Origin of the sequence: Bradyrhizobium sp. CCGUVB4N (assembly GCF_024199945.1) — a bacterium.
GTDB lineage: Bacteria > Pseudomonadota > Alphaproteobacteria > Rhizobiales > Xanthobacteraceae > Bradyrhizobium.
This window is the reverse complement of record NZ_JANADP010000001.1, coordinates 151,218-169,633: the sequence shown is the minus strand read 5'-3', so window position 1 is coordinate 169,633 and position 18,416 is coordinate 151,218. Positions and strand designations below refer to the sequence as shown.

At 65.4% G+C, this 18,416-nt stretch carries 15 protein-coding genes; 6 read left to right on the top strand and 9 right to left on the bottom strand.

Annotation, left to right across the window (positions count from 1 at the left end; all coding sequences use genetic code 11):
* The first annotated feature begins 129 nt into the window (after positions 1-129).
* The gene (locus NLM31_RS00755; RefSeq protein WP_254191180.1) at positions 130-1,773 is read left to right on the top strand and encodes a protease pro-enzyme activation domain-containing protein; all 1,644 of its coding nucleotides are present in this window, start codon (positions 130-132) and stop codon (positions 1,771-1,773) included.
* 128 nt (positions 1,774-1,901) lie between these two features.
* Here NLM31_RS00755 and NLM31_RS00750 read toward each other — a convergent pair whose 3' ends face one another.
* Entirely contained in the window at positions 1,902-3,317 is a 1,416-nt protein-coding gene (locus NLM31_RS00750; RefSeq protein WP_254191179.1) for an MFS transporter, read from the bottom strand.
* A 330-nt stretch (positions 3,318-3,647) separates the two neighbouring features.
* Complete coding sequence (locus NLM31_RS00745) at positions 3,648-4,580, bottom strand: LysR family transcriptional regulator (protein WP_254191178.1); 933 nt, start codon at positions 4,578-4,580, stop codon at positions 3,648-3,650.
* A 105-nt stretch (positions 4,581-4,685) separates the two neighbouring features.
* On the opposite strand from NLM31_RS00745, the gene NLM31_RS00740 reads away from it, so the two are divergent.
* Positions 4,686-5,861 carry a CoA transferase gene (locus tag NLM31_RS00740; RefSeq protein ID WP_254191177.1) on the top strand — a complete coding sequence of 392 codons (1,176 nt, stop codon included), beginning with the start codon at positions 4,686-4,688 and terminating at the stop codon, positions 5,859-5,861.
* On the top strand, positions 5,858-6,805 hold the full coding sequence (locus tag NLM31_RS00735; protein WP_254191176.1) for a hydroxymethylglutaryl-CoA lyase: 948 nt from the start codon (positions 5,858-5,860) through the stop codon (positions 6,803-6,805). The genes NLM31_RS00740 and NLM31_RS00735 overlap by 4 nt, the downstream gene beginning before the upstream one ends.
* 52 nt (positions 6,806-6,857) lie before the next feature.
* On the opposite strand, the gene nikR is transcribed toward NLM31_RS00735, so the two are convergent.
* The gene (gene nikR / locus NLM31_RS00730; protein WP_254127326.1) at positions 6,858-7,304 is read right to left on the bottom strand and encodes a nickel-responsive transcriptional regulator NikR; all 447 of its coding nucleotides are present in this window, start codon (positions 7,302-7,304) and stop codon (positions 6,858-6,860) included.
* Positions 7,305-7,491: 187 nt separating this feature from the next.
* A complete protein-coding gene (locus tag NLM31_RS00725) occupies positions 7,492-9,951 on the bottom strand; it encodes a heavy metal translocating P-type ATPase (protein ID WP_254191175.1) in 2,460 nt (819 codons plus the stop codon).
* Positions 9,952-10,001: 50 nt separating this feature from the next.
* On the opposite strand from NLM31_RS00725, the gene NLM31_RS00720 reads away from it, so the two are divergent.
* Positions 10,002-10,277 carry a metal-sensitive transcriptional regulator gene (locus tag NLM31_RS00720; protein WP_027535553.1) on the top strand — a complete coding sequence of 92 codons (276 nt, stop codon included), beginning with the start codon at positions 10,002-10,004 and terminating at the stop codon, positions 10,275-10,277.
* Positions 10,278-10,471: 194 nt separating this feature from the next.
* Here NLM31_RS00720 and NLM31_RS00715 read toward each other — a convergent pair whose 3' ends face one another.
* A complete protein-coding gene (locus NLM31_RS00715) occupies positions 10,472-11,446 on the bottom strand; it encodes a YiiX/YebB-like N1pC/P60 family cysteine hydrolase (RefSeq protein ID WP_254191174.1) in 975 nt (324 codons plus the stop codon).
* Between the two features lie 187 nt (positions 11,447-11,633).
* On the opposite strand from NLM31_RS00715, the gene NLM31_RS00710 reads away from it, so the two are divergent.
* A complete protein-coding gene (locus tag NLM31_RS00710) occupies positions 11,634-13,022 on the top strand; it encodes an NAD(P)/FAD-dependent oxidoreductase (RefSeq protein ID WP_254191173.1) in 1,389 nt (462 codons plus the stop codon).
* 37 nt (positions 13,023-13,059) lie between these two features.
* Here the strand turns inward: NLM31_RS00710 and NLM31_RS00705 are convergent, their stop codons facing one another.
* From NLM31_RS00705 to pheS, 3 genes are read right to left on the bottom strand one after another with little or no spacing between them, the layout of a single operon-like run.
* Positions 13,060-13,830 carry a sulfite exporter TauE/SafE family protein gene (locus NLM31_RS00705; RefSeq protein WP_254191172.1) on the bottom strand — a complete coding sequence of 257 codons (771 nt, stop codon included), beginning with the start codon at positions 13,828-13,830 and terminating at the stop codon, positions 13,060-13,062.
* 55 nt (positions 13,831-13,885) lie between these two features.
* Positions 13,886-16,294: a phenylalanine--tRNA ligase subunit beta gene (gene pheT, locus NLM31_RS00700; protein ID WP_254191171.1), complete on the bottom strand. Its 2,409-nt coding sequence runs from the start codon at positions 16,292-16,294 to the stop codon at positions 13,886-13,888.
* The gene (gene pheS, locus NLM31_RS00695) at positions 16,291-17,373 is read right to left on the bottom strand and encodes a phenylalanine--tRNA ligase subunit alpha (RefSeq protein WP_254127321.1); all 1,083 of its coding nucleotides are present in this window, start codon (positions 17,371-17,373) and stop codon (positions 16,291-16,293) included. Before pheS ends, pheT begins: the two co-directional genes overlap by 4 nt.
* Before the next feature lie 151 nt (positions 17,374-17,524).
* On the opposite strand from pheS, the gene NLM31_RS00690 reads away from it, so the two are divergent.
* Positions 17,525-17,950: a hypothetical protein gene (locus NLM31_RS00690; RefSeq protein ID WP_254127320.1), complete on the top strand. Its 426-nt coding sequence runs from the start codon at positions 17,525-17,527 to the stop codon at positions 17,948-17,950.
* A gap of 35 nt (positions 17,951-17,985) precedes the next feature.
* On the opposite strand, the gene rplT is transcribed toward NLM31_RS00690, so the two are convergent.
* Positions 17,986-18,345, bottom strand: coding sequence for a 50S ribosomal protein L20 (gene rplT, locus NLM31_RS00685; RefSeq protein WP_014490867.1), 360 nt, complete (start codon positions 18,343-18,345; stop codon positions 17,986-17,988).
* Positions 18,346-18,416 lie beyond the last annotated feature (71 nt).

The window sequence follows — 18,416 nt, the reverse complement described above, 5'->3', positions numbered from 1 at the left end:
GAGAATTGACTCTACCAAACAAGGCTAGTTTTGAAAAAATCGCTCAATCATCTGAACCAATTCGCTGCTGAGATTACACCTATAGTTGAGGTGCGACAATCAGCCTTCCAATCACAAACGGAGGAAGTCATGGCAAGCTCGACTAAGCGTGTCACGCTGGCGAACAGCGCCCGTAAATTGCCGAAGGGGGCCAAGGTCGTCGGTGCGGCCGATCCCAAGCAGGAAATCGAGATCAGCATTCGCCTGCGTGCCAAGCGCTCCGACGACGAACAGGTGATGGCGCTCGGCGCGCAACCGCCGCGCGAGCGGCAGTATCTTTCCCGCGCCGAGTTCGCCGAACAGATGGGCGCCGATACCGCCGACGTCGCCAAGATCGATGATTTCGCGCATCACCACGAGCTCAACGTCAAGAGCGTGCACTTGGCTTCGCGCACGGTGAAGCTGACCGGTACGGTGAAGGCGATGAACGCCGCCTTCGGCGTCAAGCTCGACAAGGTCAAGCACGACGGCGCGACCTATCGCATGCGCAAGGGCAATGTGCAGATCCCGGCCGAGCTCGAAGGCATCGTGGTCGGCGTGCATGGCCTGGACAACCGGCCGGTGGCGCAGCCGCATTTCCGGCGCAAGCTCGCGAAGAAGGGCGCGACCGCGCGCGCGGGCCAGGGCGGCAGCTTCTCGGTCGAGCAGATCGCGCAGCTCTACAACTTCCCGGGCGGTGAGACCGGTGCCGGCCAGTGCATCGCCATCATCGAGCTCAACGACATCGACACCAAGGGCCATCCCACGGGCGCCGGCTACAAGACTTCGGACCTGAAAACCTTCTTCAAGAAGGCGGGCATCCCGATGCCGCGGATCGTCCCCGCGAGCGTCGACGGCGGCGCCAACAAGCCGGGCCATTCCGATGCGGATGGCGAGGTCGTGCTCGACATCGAGGTGGCCGGTGCGATCGCACCCGGCGCCAGGATCGTGGTCTATTTCGCGCCCAACACCACCAATGGCTTCATCGATGCAGTGAAAGCCGCCGTCCACGACAGCGCGCGAAAACCCTCGGTGATCTCGATCAGCTGGGGCGGACCGGAAGATCCGACCGGCTCGCAGCAATTCGTCGACGGCCTCAACGAGGCGATCCGCGATGCCGCCGCGATGGGCGTCACCGTCTGTGTCGCCTCCGGCGACAACGGTTCCGCGGACATGGCCGAGGGATGGGACGGCAAGCCGCATGCCGATTTCCCGGCCTCGAGCCCGTTTGCGCTGGCCTGCGGCGGCACCAATTTGCGGGCCTCGAACGGGACCATCACCGAAACGGTCTGGAACGGCGGCCCACAGGACGGCGCCGGCGGCGGCGGCGTCAGCATCGTATTCCCCAAGCCGAAATACCAGGCCAACGCGCATGTGCCGAAATCGCCGTCGCACTCGGTCGGGCGCGGCGTGCCCGATGTTTCCGGCGATGCCGATCCCGCGACCGGCTACCAGATCTTCCTCAACGGCGTCATGACCACGATCGGCGGCACCAGCGCTGTGGCGCCGCTAATGGCCGGACTGATCGCTCGCATCAACGAGGCCACGACCAAGAAGTTCGGCAAGACGGTCGGCTTCATCAACCCGCTGATCTACGCCTCGCATGCACAAGGCGTGTTCCGCGACATCACGGTCGGCAACAACGACATTACCGGCGATCTGCACGGCATGTACAAGGCCGGCCCCGGCTGGGATGCCTGCTCCGGCCTGGGTGTTCCCAACGGCGCAGCGTTGCAGAATTTGCTGGCGACGTGAGGTCGTAGAGACTCTCGCTTTTCCCTCTCCCCGTTCTTACGGGGGGAGGGTTAGGGTGAGGGGCCGTCTCCGCGGAAAGACTCTGGATTGCTTCGCTGCGCTCGCAATGACGCGAGGAGGGACCGCGGCTACATCGTATCCAACGCCTTGCCGCGCACGTTCGGGCCGAACAGCGCCATCGTGATCACCACGATCAGCATGGCCACGGTGATCAGGCCGAACACGCCGATGACGCCGGCCTCCTTCAGCATGTAGGCGACGATGAATCCTGAGAATGTCGCGCTCAGCCGGCTCATCGAATAGACGAGGCCGGAGGCCTGCGCGCGGATCTGGGTCGGGAACACCTCGGTCTGGTAGGCGTGATAGGCGTAGGACATCGTCGTGTTGCAGGCCGTCAGCAGCACGCCGCAGACGATCAGCAATCCGGGCTCGGTCAATTGCGCGAACGCCATGCCGAACACGATGATGGCGATGCAGGCGCCGGCGATGATCCATCGGCGCTCGAACTTGTCGGCGAAGCTGGCGGCGAGCAGCGGCGCGATCGGATAGGCGACGGCGACGATGAAGGAATATTGCAGGCTCTTAGTGACGGTGACGCCCTTTTCCACCAGCAGCGTCGGCACCCAATTGGCGAAGCCGTAGAAGCCGAAGGCCTGGCAGAGGTTGAACACCATGAACAGGACCACGAGCGAGACATAAGGCGGGCGGAACAGGTCGGCAAAGCCGATGCGTGCGAGCGTCTGCGCCGCCGGCCGCGCGAGCGAGGGGGCGGGGCTCGGCGCGGCGGCGCCGCCTCGGGCTTCCAGCGCCGATAGGATGCGAAAAGCTTCGTCCGTGCGACCATGGCGCGCCAGCCAGAGCGGGCTCTCCGGCAGGAACAACCGGAGCACCCAGATGATCATGCTGGCGGCGGCGCCGATCAGCACCACCCAGCGCCAGCCCTCGACGCCATAAGGCGCGAGCGGCACCAGCCACCAGGCGAGGAAGGCGACCACGGGCACGGCGATGAACATGATCGACTGATTCACCGCAAAGGCGCGTCCACGCACCCGGCTCGGCACCAGCTCGGTGATGTAGGCATCGATGGTGATGACCTCGACGCCGATGCCGATCCCGGCGAGGAAGCGCCAGAGCAGCAGGCCTTCCGACGAGGTTTGGCAGGCCATGATCACCGACGCCGCGCTGTAGCCGAGCAGCGCACAAGTGAAGATCGCGCGGCGGCCAAAACGGTCGGCGAGGAAGCCGAGGAAGAAGGTGCCGACGAACAGGCCGGCGAAGGTTGCAGCGACGAAGGCGCCGATGCCGGAGAAGCCGAAGAAGGCCGTTGTCGTCGTGGAGAGCAATCCGCTGCGGCTGAGCCCCGGCGCGATATAGCCGGTCAGGAACAGATCGTAGATCTCGAAACAGCCGCCGAGCGAGAGCAGGATAACGAGCCGCCAGACATACGCCGTCGCCGGCATCGCCTCGAGCCGCCGCGAGATCTCGTCCGGTCCGGATGGTGCAGCGCCGAGCTCAAAGCCTGTGTCGATGCCGACAACGCTCATGAAGTCCTCCCGTGGCGCGCGGATCGCGCGCGGTTCCCGGCGGCTCATCTCTGTGGTTTTTCGTAAGCCTTGCCGGACCGCGCCATGTTGGCGGGTCGATGCCGGAAATCCAGAAGAACATATCGATGGAAGCGTTCGAGATTTTCGAACTCAGGCTGATGGGGCAGGACAGTCGGTCGGCACGCTCGGTCACCTCGCCCGCTTGCGGGAGAGGTCGGCGCGCAGCGCCGGGTGAGGGTTCTTTCCGCAACGGGACAATCCCGATGAGGAGATACCCTCACCCCAGCCCTCTCCCGCAAGCGGGAGAGGGAGTGCAGCACCGTCGCCCCCTTACCCCACCAGCTCGGCCTGCCAGGCCCCCTCGCGCACCTGCTCGGCGATCAGCGCCAGTATCAACCGCCGCATCTCCTCCATCGCGTAGGTCATCGGGCGGTTGCGCAGGCGGCAGAGATAGAGCGTGCGGGTGAGTGTCGGGGCGATCACCTCGCGCGCGACCAGGCGGCCGGCGGCGAGCTCCTCCCGCGCGAACAGCTTGGTCGCGATGGTGCAGCCGAGCCCCTCCACCAGCGCGCCGGTCATGCCCGTGATCGAATTGGCGTGCAGGATGGCGCTGCCTTCCAGCCGCTTGAGCAGCACGGGGTCGTCGAGCAGTGCACGCGAGGACAGGCCGAGGCCGTAACGCAGCAAGATCAGCGGCAGCCGGCTTAGTTCCTCAAATCGGATCGGGGTTTTGGTCTTGCCGACCAGTTTTGGAATGCCGACCAGGAACATCTCCTCCTCAAGCACGGCTTCCGTAATCAGCTCCTTCTCCGACGGCGGGTTGTAGACCAGCGCCAGATCGACATTGGAGATCATCAGGTGCATCAGCGTCGCGCCCGACAGGCTCTCGGTCAGCGACAGCTTGAGCTTGGGATATTTGGTCAGCACCGTGCGCATCAGCTCGACGCCGATCGCCTTGACGCCGGAATTGGCCATGCCGATCGAGATCTCGCCGGCGATGACGCGGGCGCCCTCGCGCACTTCGGTCTCGGCCTCCGCCATCGCGCGCAGGATGATGCGGGCGTGCTCATAGAGCCGCTCGCCGGCCGCGGTCGGGTCCATGCCGCGCGACTTGCGCTCGAACAGCGGCGTTGCGAACTCGGCTTCCAGATTCGAGATATGATGGCTCAGCGCGGACTGCGCGACATTCACCTGGTCGGCCGCGCGCGACAGGTTCCGCTGCTCGTAGACGGCGATGAAGTAGCGGAGCTGGCGCGAATCCATGATGGTCCAGCGTTCTATAAGTGCGAAGGCAATCTTCGACAGATTATATTTTTAAGAAGGCTTGTGAAGGCCTAGTCTTCGACCCCGAACGGACAGGAGTGACGGATGGCTGAGACCGGATTGCCGCTCGAAGGCGTGCGGGTCGTCGAGATGACGCACATGGTCATGGGCCCGACCTGCGGCATGATCCTCGCGCAACTCGGCGCCGACGTGATCAAGGTCGAGCCGCCTGCCGGTGACAAGACCCGCTCCCTCGGCGGCATGGGCACGGCATTTTTCCCGCTGTTCAACCGCGGCAAGCGCAGTGTGGTGCTGGACTTCGAGAAGCCCGGGGATCGCGACACCATGCACCGGCTGCTGGAAACGGCCGACGTGTTCCTGGAGAATTTTCGTGACGGCCAGCTCGAGAAGCAGGGGCTCGGTGCCGAGGAATTGCGCCGCCTTCATCCGCATCTGATCATCGCCGGCCACAAGGGTTTTCTGTCCGGCCCCTATGAGCATCGCCCCGCGCTCGACGAAGTCGTGCAGATGATGTCGGGCCTCGCCGCCATGACCGGCACCAAGGAGAAGCCGCAGCGGGTCGGCTCCTCCGCCAACGACATCATGGGCGGCATGTTCGGCGTGATCGCGATTCTCGCCGCGCTCTATCAGAAGCGCGGGGGAAAACGCGACGGCGCCGACATCCGCATCGGCCTGTTCGAGAACTGCCTGTTCCTGGTCGCCCAGCACATGGTCGAATACGAGATGACCGGCAACAAGCCGCGCTCGATGCCGGAGCGCGAGCATGCCTGGCCGATCTACGACATCTTCGATGCCGCCGGCGACGGCCGCATCTTCATCGGCGTCGTCACCGAGGGCCATTGGCAGGCGTTCTGCCGGGAGTTCGGCCTGAGCGAGTTTCTCGATGATCCCACCTTGCGCACCACGACCGATCGCATCCTGGCGCGGCCGCGGATCCTTCCGCGTGTGGCCGAGATCATCCGGCAACGGGACGTGGCGGAGCTGTCGCAGAGGCTCGACGCGCTCAACATCTGCTTCTCGCCCATCAACCGGCCCGAGGACCTCCTCACCGACCCGCATGTGCTGCGGCCCGGCGGGCTCGTCACCAACATCACCGCCGACGGCAAGCCGTTCCATGTGCCGACGCTGCCGATCGAGTGGAACGGCGACCATCTCGGTGAAGGCCTGAAGGTCGCGCCGCTCGGCGCCGACACATCGGCGGTCCGCGCCGAGATCGACAACAACGACGTCACGTCAAAAGCCGCAGGGAGGCGCACATGAGCCGGATCGAGACCATCTACCCCGCGGACCGCGTCAGCTTGCGCGAGGTCGGCCTGCGCGACGGACTTCAGCTCGTGAAAAAGTTTCCCTCCACCGAGGCCAAGCAACGCTGGGTGCGTGAGGAATATGCGGCCGGCGTGCGGCATTTCGAGGTCGGCTCATTCCTGCCGGCAAAGACCTTTCCGCAATTCGTCGATGTCCGCGATGTCGTCACGACGGTGGCGAGCCTGCCGGGGGCCCATGGTGTCGCGCTTGCGCTCAACGAACGCGGCGTCAATGAAGCTCTCGAATCCGGCGTCGGCGAGATCGCCTCGGTGGTGTCGGCGACGGAGGAGCACAGCCAAGCCAATGCGCATCGTTCGCGCGACTCCGCGATCGCCAATGTGAAGCGTCTCTGCGAAATGCGCGACGCCAGCGCCCACAAGCCATTAGTGAATGCTGCGATCTCGATGGCGCTGGGCTGCTCGATCACCGGCGCGGTCGATCCGAAAGAGGTGTTGCGTCTGGTCGACAAGTGCCTCGAGGCCGGCGTCGATTTCGTCGCGATCGCCGACACCGTTGGTTACGCCGGGCCGAAGCAGGTGGCGGAGCTGACCCGCGGCGCAGTCAAGCTTTCGGGATCAAAGCCGATCTGTATCCACCTCCACGACACCCGCGGCATGGGCATCGCCAATGCATCCGCCGCGCTGGATGAAGGCGCGCGTATTCTGGACGGTTCGCTCGGCGGTCTCGGCGGCTGCCCCTTCGCGCCCGGCGCGACCGGCAACGTGGTGTTCGAAGACCTCGTGTTCCTGTGCGAGAGCAAGGGCTTTGCGACCGGCATCGATCTCGACAGGCTGATCGCGGTCCGCAAGATCCTGCGCGAGGAGATGCCGAACGAGCAGCTCTATGGCGGCCTCGCGCGAGCAGGCTTGCCGGGCGGGAGCGCCGCGAAGGCGGCGTGATCTTGCTTACCCTCCAGGGGAGGGTAAGAGTGGCCCGCTCTGCTAGTCTAACCTACTCATGCCGATGCCCGTGCTTCCGCACCTTGGCCGGCTTGCCTTCCCCCGTCGGGATCATCACCACACGTCCATAGCGCACGCCGCGCTCCGCGATGATGTGGTCGGCGAAATGCTTGACCTCGGCGGCATCGCCCTTCAGCGCCGTCATCTCCATGCAATTGTTGTCGTCGAGATGGACGTGCAGCGTCGCCAGCGCGAGGTCGTGGTGGCCGTGGAATTCCTGCACCAGCCGTTTTGAGAGATCGCGCGCGGCGTGGTCGTAGACATAGACGAGGCCGGCGACGCAGGGGCCGGTCTGGGCGGTGTCCTCGCTCGATTGCTGCAAGCCGGCGCGGGCGAGATCGCGAATGATCTCCGAGCGGTTCTGGTAGCCGCGCGCCTCGGCCGCGGCATCGATCTCCGCCAGCAAATCGTCCTCGATCGTGATCGTAATTCGCTGCATCAGGTCCTCTCCGCGCGCCTGGTCTCTCTTACCTCGCCCCGCTTGCGGGGAGAGGTCGGAATTCGAGCGTAGCTTGAATTCCGGGTGAGGGGGACTCTCCGCGAGTCCAACTCCTACCGTCCCTGTGGAGACTCCCCCTCACCCCAACCCTCTCCCCGCAAGCGGGGCGAGGGAGCGCACCTTCGCTTCACAGCCGCGTCGCCCGAAGCCGCAGCGCGTTGCCGACCACGCTGACCGAGGACAGCGCCATCGCGGCGGCCGCGATGATCGGCGACAGCAGCACGCCGAAGGCAGGATAGAGGATGCCGGCGGCGATCGGGATGCCGGCGGCGTTGTAGATGAAGGCGAAGAACAGGTTTTGACGGATGTTGCTCATCGTCGCCTGCGACAGCTTTCGGGCGCGGACGATGCCGGTGAGATCACCCTTCAGCAGGGTGACGCCGGCGCTTTCCATCGCCACATCCGTGCCGGTGCCCATGGCGATGCCGACCTCGGCTGCAGCCAGCGCCGGGGCGTCGTTGACGCCGTCGCCGGCCATCGCGACGCTGCGGCCGGCCTTTTGCAGCTTTGTCACCACCGCGCTCTTCTGGTCCGGCAGCACCTCGGCCTCGACGTCGGCGATGCCGAGCCTGCGCGCGACGGCTTGCGCCGTGGTGCGGTTGTCGCCGGTCAGCATGATCACCTTGATGCCTTCGGCGGCGAGCGCCTTCAGCGCCTCCGGGGTCGAAGCCTTGACCGGATCGGCGATGGCAAACAGTCCGGCGAGCCGACCGTCGATCGCCATGTTGATGACAGTGGCGCCGTCGCCACGCAGGCGCTCGGCCTCCGCGTCGAGTGATCTGGTATCGATGCCGATCGAAGCGAAATATTTGGCGTTGCCGAGCACGATGACCCTGCCGTCGACCTTGCCGGTCGCGCCCTTGCCCGTCGGCGAGTCGAACTCTTCGACCTGGCCGAGGCCAAGCTGCTTCTCCTTGGCCGCGCGCACGACCGCGTCGGCGAGCGGATGCTCGCTGGCACGCTCGACGCTGGCCGCAAGCCGAAGGATGTCATCCTCGGCAAAGCCGGATGCCGGCACGATCGCGACCACCTTGGGCTTGCCCTCGGTCAGCGTGCCTGTCTTGTCGATCACCAGCGTGTCGATCTTCTCCATCCGCTCCAGCGCCTCGGCATTCTTGATCAGCACACCGGCCTGCGCGCCGCGGCCGACGCCGACCATGATCGACATCGGGGTCGCCAGTCCCAGCGCGCAGGGGCAGGCGATGATCAGCACGCTGACGGCGGCGACGAGGCCGAAGGCAAGCCGTGGCTCCGGGCCGAACCACGCCCATGCGGCAAAGGCTGCGACGGCGACGGCCATCACCGTCGGCACGAACCAGCCGGCGACCTGGTCCGCCAGTCGCTGAATCGGCGCGCGCGAACGTTGTGCATCCGCGACCATCTGCACGATCTGCGACAGCAGTGTTTCGCGCCCGACCTTGTCGGCGCGCATGATGAAGCTGCCCGACTGGTTGAGCGTTCCAGCAATCACCTTGGCGCCAACCTCCTTGGTGACGGGCATGGATTCGCCGGTCACCAGCGATTCATCGAGCGAGGAGCGGCCCTCGAGAATGACGCCGTCGACCGGCACCTTTTCGCCGGGACGTACGCGCAAGGAATCGCCCGCGTGCAGGGCGTCGATTTCGACCTCATGCTCGCCGCCATCGGCATCGACACGCCGCGCGGTTTTCGGGGCGAGCTGAAGCAGCGCCTTGATCGCGCCCGAGGTGGCATCGCGGGCGCGCAGCTCCAGAACCTGGCCGAGCAAAACCAGCACGGTGATGACCGCGGCGGCTTCGAAATAGACGGCGACCGCGCCCTCATGGCCGCGGAAAGTGGCGGGGAAAATCTGCGGCACGATGGTGCCGATCAGGCTGTAGACATAAGCCACGCCCGTGCCCATCGCGATCAGCGTGAACATGTTGAGGTTGCGCGTCAGCAGCGATTGCCAGCCGCGGACGAAGAACGGCCAGCCGGCCCACACCACCACGGGCGTGGCGAAAACGAGCTGGATCCAGTTCGACAGTGTCGGGTCGACCCAGTTGTGCGGGCCTGCGAGGTGCCCGCCCATCTCGAGCATGACAGGCGGCAGCGCCAGTGCGCCGCCGATCCAGAACCGGCGCGTCATGTCGGCGAGCTCCGGATTCGGTCCGGTCTCCAGGCTCGCGACCTCCGGCTCCAGCGCCATGCCGCAGATCGGGCAGCTGCCGGGTCCGACCTGGCGGATCTCCGGATGCATCGGGCAGGTGTAGATCGTGCCCGCCGGCATCTCCGGCTCGGGCGCCTTGTCCTTTGCGAGATATTTTGCCGGATCGGCGGCGAATTTGGTGCGGCAGCCGGCCGAGCAGAAATGGAAGGTCTCGCCGTGATGGTCGAAGCGGTGCTTTGACGTCGCGGGATCGACCGTCATGCCGCAGACGGGATCAAGAACCTTTGCCGCGGCCGTTCCATGGTCGTGGGCGTGATGGTGGTCATGGCCGGCATCACCGCCATGGCCGCCGCAGCAGGACGAGGCCGCGGGTTTGGGAGGCGCGGCGGTCTTGGCGGAGCAGCCGCATCCGGAATGCGTGTTCCCCTCGTGATGATGCTCGTGGTCCGCGTCGTTCATTCCTGCACTCCGGCCTTGTAACCTATACCCGGTAGGGGTATATAGACCCCATGCGCAAGGACATCAAGGCATCCGTCGGAAAACGTCTCGGCCGGATCGAGGGCCAGGTTCGCGGCCTGTCGAAAATGGTCGAGGAGGATCGCTACTGCATTGACATCGTCACGCAGATCTCGGCGGTGCGCGCCGCGTTGCGCCGTGTCGAGGAAGAGGTCTTGAAGGACCACGTCGCCCATTGTGTCGAGCATGCCATCGCGAGCGGCGACAAGTCGGACCAGCGCGAGAAGATTGCGGAGCTGATGGCGGTGATTGGACGGGCGGAGCGGTAGGGCGCGCTCTCATTGCGAGCGCAGCAACTGTGGAAAAGCGATATCGCGCCACACCCACAGGTGTCGTCCCGCGAAGGCCGGGACCCATAACCACAGGGAGTGGTTTGGCGAAGACTCGTTGTTCTGTACTTCAACCGTCAGCAAGCGTTAGATCACGCGTTATGGGTCCCGGCCTTCGCCGGGACGACTGCTGTTTATGCAGCTCTTTCGCGAGCTAGCCGGCGGCGCCGTGGGCGGTACATCGCCAGCCGCTTCAGCAGCGGGAAACGCTCGGAGTCGGTGTCGCGTTGAACCGCTTCCGCACTCACTTGCTCAGCCGAAACCTCAGCCGGCGCTTCTTCGTCAATCGCTTCAGGAACGAGCGGCGGCGCACGGAGCGTTTCTGGAAACACACCGAATGAGCCCGCTACCTCCTCGAGCGGCTTTTGCTTGTCGGCCCAGTGCAAGGCTGTGTAGTCGAAGCCGTGCACGATGGTGGGTTTGACCACTTCGAAATAGGGCGAGATGTCGAAGTCGCGGGGCATGTAGAGCGAGGAATCGCGGATGTGCAGGATCTCGCGGCGGGCGGCGCGGCTGCCGGCCTTGGTGATCTTCGGCAGGATCGGATAGCGCACGGCGTCGAAGGCCTGTGCGATCAGCGCCGAGCAGATGATCTTGGTCGGATCGCCCGACCCGATCGCGATCATGCGTCGCCGCCATCGTTGCGGTATCGGCAGCGGGAACAGGAAGCGCATCAGATCGATGATGTTCTTGGTGTCGTAGCCGAAGCCGATGCGGTTGATCGCATAGCGGCACACCGTGGTGCGGTCCTCATAGGACAGCCCGACCGGGCGACAGACGCGGGTGTGGTACGGAAAATATTTCGACAGCGGCGCGGAGGTGACGCCTTCGCCGATATTGGCCTCGATCAGCACATGCGGCTCGCCGTTGGGCTCGACCGCGCCTTCGACCGGGCCGACATAGAGCGCGGCATGCGACCAGGTCGACTGCGTCAGATATTTGATGATGCCGGAGATGCGGTTGTTGCCCTCGACCAGCATCACGTCGCCGGGCTGGATCACGCCGCGCAGGTGCTCGGGGTCGCTCGGCGTGAACGGCTCGTAGCCCGGCACCTCCTTCGAGAGGTACGCGGCAATCACCTTGCCGACTGAATCTAGGACCGTCCCCATGAACTCCCCCTGGGCCTTTCTGGCCATCTTTTTTCCATCTGTATCATGGTCGAAACCTGTTGCAATTCAGTTCATGGGTCTGTGAGGTCAAGCACGATTGATTCACCATGATGGTTGCTGCGCAACATCAGATGCGGCAAGGTTCGCTTGCTGTTCCCGTTCGCTGCAAGTCTCCGGAAACCATGACATGACAATCACGCGCCGCAGCTTCCTATCGGCGTCGGCGGCCTTTGCTGCGATGCCGGTCCTGGGCGCAACTGCCGCACCCCTGCCGCGCGAGGCTGACATTGTCGTGATCGGCGCAGGTGCGGCCGGCATCGCTGCAGCGCGGCGCGTCATGGCGGCCAATCGTAAGGTGGTCGTGGTGGAGGCAGCCTCGCAGATCGGCGGGCGCTGCATCACCGACAGCACCACCTTCGACGTCCCGTTCGATCGCGGTGCGCGCTGGATGCACAATCCCGACACCAACCCGATGATCCGGCTGGCGCGCAGTGCCGGGCTCGACGTCTCGCCGGCACCGTCCGGCCAGAAGATGCGCATCGGCCGCCGCAATGCCCGCGCGGGCGAGACCGAGGAGTTTTTGGCAGCGCTGGTGCGCGCCAACCGTGCGATCGACGAGGCCGCGCGCGGCAAGCTCGATACGTCCTGCGCATCGGTCCTGCCAAAAGAGCTCGGCGATTGGGCGGGCGCCGCCGAGTTCGTGCTCGGTGCGAGCTTTGCCGGCAAGGACCTGAAAGAGCTGTCGGCGATCGACAAGGCGCGTGCGCAGGACCGCAACGCTCCGATCGCCTGCCGCCAGGGTCTCGGCACCCTCATTGCCAAGCTCGGCGAGCAGGCGCCGGTCGTGCTTTCGACCCCGGCAAGCCGGATCATCTGGAGCAATCGCGACGTCAGCGTGGAGACGCAAGCGGGCAAGATCGCCGCGCGCGCCGCTATCATCACCGTCTCGACCAACGTGCTCACGAGCGGCGCGATCAAGTTTGCGCCCGACATTCCCAAGCGCACGCTCGATGCTGCGTCGAAGCTCACGCTCGGTAGCTACGATCACATCGTGCTGCAACTGCCGGGAAATCCGCTCGGGCTCTCGCGCGACGACATCCTGATCGAGCAGAGCAATTCGACGCGCACCGCGCTGATGTTCGCCAATATCGGCGGATCCTCACTGTGCTCGATCGACGTCGGCGGCTCGTTCGGCCGCGATCTCTCCGAGCAGGGCGAGAAGGCAATGGCGGCCTTCGCCAGGGAATGGATCACGAAGCTGTTCGGTAGCGAAGCGGCCGCCAATGTGCAGAAGACGGCCGTGACGCGCTGGAATGCCTCGCCCTATGTCATGGGCGCGATGTCGGCAGCCTCTCCCGGCGGCCAGCTGTCGCGAAAAATCCTGAGCGAGCCGATCGGCAATGTGTTCCTCGCCGGCGAAGCCACGCATGAGACGCTGTGGGGCACGGTCGACGGCGCCTGGGACAGCGGCGAGCGCGCGGCCGACGCCGCGCTCCGTAAAATTGGCGCGCTGAAGGACGAGCCGGCCGAAGTGCCGACGCAGTCGACGAAGAAGCGTCGCGCGCCAAGGCAGTAATCATTCTCGCGTCGTCCTGGCTTTCGCCAGGACGACATTAGCGCAACACCCCGTCCAGCACCGGCAACCCGGTGATCACTGCGATCGCGATCAGCCCATAGCAGATTCTGCGAAACACGATCTCGCTGGCGCGGCCGAACAGGGATGCGCCGAAGGCGACGCCGATCGCGTAGACCGGCCCGACGATCAGCGACAGCAGCAGCGACTCGCGCGAGATCAGGCCGGTGGTGGCATAACTGACCATCGAGAAGAAATCGGACGCGCCGAAGAACAGCACGATGTTGGCGCGCGCCACGATGGGAGCGATGGGGCGGCCGAGCCAATAGCCGACGATCGGCGGTCCGCCGGTCTGCGCCAGTCCGCTGCAAAAGCCGGAGAGGCCGCCGATGCCGACCGAGAGCCAGGCATGGTCCTTGCCGCGATAGCGCCAGCCCGACAGCAGCAGCAGAAGCAGCGCAGCGACGAAGCAGGAGATGATCCAGCGCGTGGTGACGGGCTCGAGCACGCTGAGGAAATAGGTGCCGACGGGCACACCGACCAGCGCGCCCAGCACGATCACCGCGGTCGCCTTGCGATCCGCCTTCCGCCACGCATCAGGCAGCAGCGGCGCCGCCGCGACGAAATCGATGACCAGGAGAAGCGCCGCAACCAGCCGCGGCGCCGCGACGCTGCTTGCCAGCGGCATGAAGATCAGCGCCGAGCCGAAGCCCGAAAAGCCGCGCGCGGTGCCCGAAACGAAAGCGATGGCGCAGAGCGCCATCGCGATGGTGAGACTGACATCCTTGGGAAGGAAGTCCGTGAGCGTCATGCTCGATGTCTCGTGAGCATGACGTTGTCCGAAAACCGCTTCGCGCTTTTCGGCATCATGCTCTCAGAGAGCCGCCGGTCTTCTTCGTGACCTCCGCCACGATCTTCGCGGCAACCGCCTCGATCTCCTGGTCGGTCAGCGTCTTCTCGCGCGGCTGGATCGTCACCGCGATGCCGATCGACTTCTTGCCGTCGTCGATGCCCTTGCCCTCATAGACGTCGAACACGTTGACGCCGGTGATGAGCTTCTTGTCGACACCCTGCGCGGCGCGCACGATGTCGCCGGCCTTCACGGCGCGGTCGACGATGAAGGCGAAGTCGCGCGACACCGGCTGGAACGCCGACAGCTCGATCAGCGGTTTTGCGCGGGTCGGCTTCTTCTTGGCTTCCGGAATGCGGTCGAGCGTGACTTCAAACACGACAAGCGGGCCGTCGGCGCCGAGCGCCTCCAGCGCGCGCGGATGCATCTCGCCGAAGGTGCCGAGCACGTTCTGCGGGCCGATCTGGATGGTGCCGGAGCGGCCCGGATGCAGCCAGGCGGGACCGCCGGCAACGATCTGGAGCGCCTGCATCGGCGCGCCGGCCGCGGCCAGCACGGCAAGCGCATCGGCCTTGGCGTCGAACACATCGGCCTGCGCCGAGCCCGACCAGTGCCGTCCCGATCCGTCCGACGACGCAAGGCCGCGGCGCACGCCGCTCGCCGCCATGAACTGATCCTGCGGACGGTCGCCCTTGAAGACCTGGCCGACCTCGAACAGCACGACGTCGCCATAGCCGCGATCGGCATTGGCCTGCGCGGCTGCCACCAGGCCCGACAACAGGCTCGGCCGCATGTCGGAGAGGTCAGCGGCGATCGGGTTGGCGACTTCGAGCTCGCGCTGGCCGCCGCCGAACAGCTTTGCCGCGGGCTTCGTGATGAACGACCACGTCACGGCTTCGATCATGCCGCGGCTCGCGAGCGCGCGCCGGGCGCGGCGGGTGCGAAGCTGCAGCGGCGTCAGCACGGATTTGCGTGCATCCTCGCCACGCTCGAACGGCGTCATCGGCACCTTGTCGACGCCGTAGATGCGCACGACCTCCTCGACGATGTCGGCCTTGCCATGCACGTCAGTGCGCCACGACGGCGCCGCGACCTTCACGACGGGGCCCGGGCCCGCCATCATGAAGCCGAGATGGCTCAGGATGCGCTTCATCTCGACCTGCGGCACCTCGATGCCGGAGAGACGCTTGACCTCGGTGAGCGGGAAATCGATCACGCGATCGTCGCCGAAGGTCTTGCCCACCACGACGTTCTCCGACGGCGTGCCGCCGCACAGCTCCAGCACCAGCTTGGTGGCGAGCTCGAGCCCCGGGACCATGAAGGCCGGATCGACGCCGCGTTCGAAGCGGTAGCGCGCATCGGAGTTGATGCCGAGCTTGCGGCCGGTCTGGGCGACGTTGATCTCGTTCCACAGCGCCGATTCGATCAGCACGTCGGTGGTGTTTTCGTCGCAGCCCGAGGCTTCGCCGCCCATGATGCCGGCGAGCGATTCGACGCCATGCTGGTCCGCGATCACGCAGATCGAGGGATCGAGATTGTAGGCGCGGCCGTCGAGCGCGAGCAGCGCCTCGCCGTCGCGGGCGCGGCGCACCACGAGATTGCCCACCACCTTCTTGGCGTCGAACACGTGCAGCGGACGCGCGCGGTCGTAGGTCATGAAGTTGGTGATGTCGACCAGCGCATTGATCGGGCGCAGCCCGATCGCGGTCAGCCGCTTCTGCAGCCATTCCGGCGACGGGCCGTTCTTCACGCCACGCACGAGGCGCAACGCAAAGCCCGGGCACAGCGCGGCGTCCTCGACCGTGACCTTCACCGGGCAGGGGAATTCGCCCTTGATCGGCTTGATCGAGGGATCCCTGAACTTGCCCATGTCGGCGGCGGCGAGGTCACGTGCGATGCCGTGCACGCCGGTGCAATCCTGCCGGTTCGGCGTCAGGTTGATCTCGATCACGGGATCGCCAAGGGCCGCCCATTCGGCGTAACCCGCACCGATCGGCGCATCCGCCGGCAATTCCATGATGCCGTCGTGGTCGTTGGAGATCTGCAGCTCGGCCGCCGAGCACAGCATGCCGCGGCTCTCGACGCCGCGGATTGTGCCGACGCCGAGCGTGATGTCCTTGCCGGGAATGTAGGTGCCGGGCGGCGAGAATACGCTGACGAGGCCTGTGCGCGCATTCGGCGCACCGCATACGACCTGCACCGGCGCACCACCGTCACCGGTGTCGACCATGCAGACGCGCAAGCGATCTGCATTCGGATGCTGCTCGGCCGAGATCACCTTCGCGATGGTGAACGGCTTCAACGCCTTCGCCTTGTCCTCGATGTTCTCGACCTCGAGCCCGATCATGGTGAGCTTGTCGGCGAGCTTTTCCAGCGGCTCGTCGGTGTCGAGATGATCCTTCAGCCAGGAGAGGGTGAATTTCACGAGCTCAGCCCTCCCGCGAGTGTCGGCACTTCGAGCGGCTTGAAGCCGTAATGGTTGAGCCAGCGGACGTCGCTGTCGAACAGCTGGCGCAGGTCGGCGATGCCGTATTTCAGCATGGCGATGCGGTCGATGCCCATGCCCCAGGCAAAACCCTGGTACTCGTCGGGATCGATGCCGCAGGCGCGCAGCACGTTCGGATGCACCATGCCGCAGCCGAGAATCTCGAGCCAGTCCTCGCCCTCACCGAAGCGAATCTCGCCCTTGTCGCGGCGGCACTGGATGTCGACTTCCAGCGACGGCTCGGTGAAGGGGAAGAACGACGGCCGGAAGCGCATGTTGATGTGGTCGACCTCGAAGAACGCCTTGCAGAACTCGTGCAGGATCCATTTGAGGTGGCCGAGATGCGAATGCTTGTCGATGACGAGGCCTTCGACCTGGTGGAATTGCGGCGTGTGGGTCGCATCCGAATCGATGCGGTAGGTGCGGCCCGGGCAGATCACGCGGATCGGCGGCTTCTGGCTCAGCATGGTGCGCACCTGCACCGGCGAGGTGTGGGTGCGCAACAGCATGCGCGAGCCGTCCTCCTTCGGATGGAAGAAGAACGTGTCGTGCATCTCGCGCGCCGGATGGCCTTCCGGAAAATTCAGCTTGGTGAAGTTGTAGTCGTCGGTCTCGATGTCGGGGCCTTCGGCGACCGAGAAACCCATGTCGGCGAAGATCGTGGTCAGCTCGTCCCACACCTGGCTCAGCGGATGGATGCGGCCGGCTTCGGCCTGGGCATCGCGAAGCGGCAAGGTCACGTCGATTGTTTCGGATGCCAGCCGCGCATCGAGCGCTGCGGACTTCAGCAGGTCGCGCCGTGCGGCGAGCGCCTCGGTGACCTTGTCCTTGGCCAGGTTGATCGCCGCACCTTGCGTCTTGCGCTCGTCGGGCGACATCTTGCCGAGCGTGGCAAGCAGCGCCGAGATCGAGCCCTTCTTGCCGAGGGCTGCGACGCGCACCGCTTCGAGCGCGGCTTCATCGCCGGCGCCGGCGATCTGGTCGAGGATGGATGTTTCGAGCGTTGCGAGGTCGGACACAGTCAAATCCTTGCTGCCAAATTCGGCTGGGTTGTCGCCGCCCGAAGGCCGTAACGTCAAGCAAAAAGCCGGTCATTTCGGGCATGGGACCAGCTGGGTTGAACCTCGCGCGGGGGCCGGGCACCAAGGGGGATACGAGGAGACCTTTGCGATGCTTTCGAAATGCTGCCGTGCCGCTTCCCTTGCCGTCGTGGCCATCGTCCTGTCGGTCGCGGCCACCCCGACGCGCGCCATGGTCTGCATGGACACGTCCATGACGCTGGACGAGGTCGCCGACACCATCAGCGCGCAGAAGAGCTGCGAGAGCGCGATGAAGGTCTTCAGGGATTGCGAGCTGACCGCGAGCGGCGACGTCCAGCTCGGTGCCGCCGTCGAAAAGAAATGCGAGGCGGACTTCAAGCCCGGCCTCAGTGCCGCACAAACGCAGGCTTACAAGCGCGAGATGCACGCGTGCGACGTCAAGTACCGGAACAAGTCCGGCACCATGTATCTCTCGTTTACGGCATTCTGCCGGGCGGAGGTCGCCCAGCGTTACTCGCAACGCGCGCTGAAGGCTGCGGGCTCGAAGGCCCGCTAGCGCAAGCCCCAGGCTGCCAGAGCAGCCTTGCCGTATTACGCCGCGAGGGCGGCTTTGGCCTTCTCGGCGATGGCCTGGAACGACGCGGGCTCGTGGATCGCGAGATCCGACAGCACCTTGCGGTCCACGGTGATGCCCGACTTGGCGAGACCGTCGATAAATCGGCTGTAGGTCAGGCCGAACGGACGGACGGCAGCGTTGAGACGCTGGATCCAGAGCGCGCGGAAGGTGCGCTTCTTGCGCTTGCGATCACGGAACGCGTACTGCTGGGCCTTCTCCACGGCCGGCTTGGCGGCGCGGATGGTGTTCTTGCGGCGGCCGTAGAAGCCCTTGGCGGCCTTGTAGACTTTCTTGTGCTTGGCGTGAGCGGTCACACCGCGTTTGACGCGAGACATGACAAAAATCCTTCAGAGATGACTTCGGTTTGGGATCGCCGCGAAAGGCGCGGCGCGGATGGCAATGATCT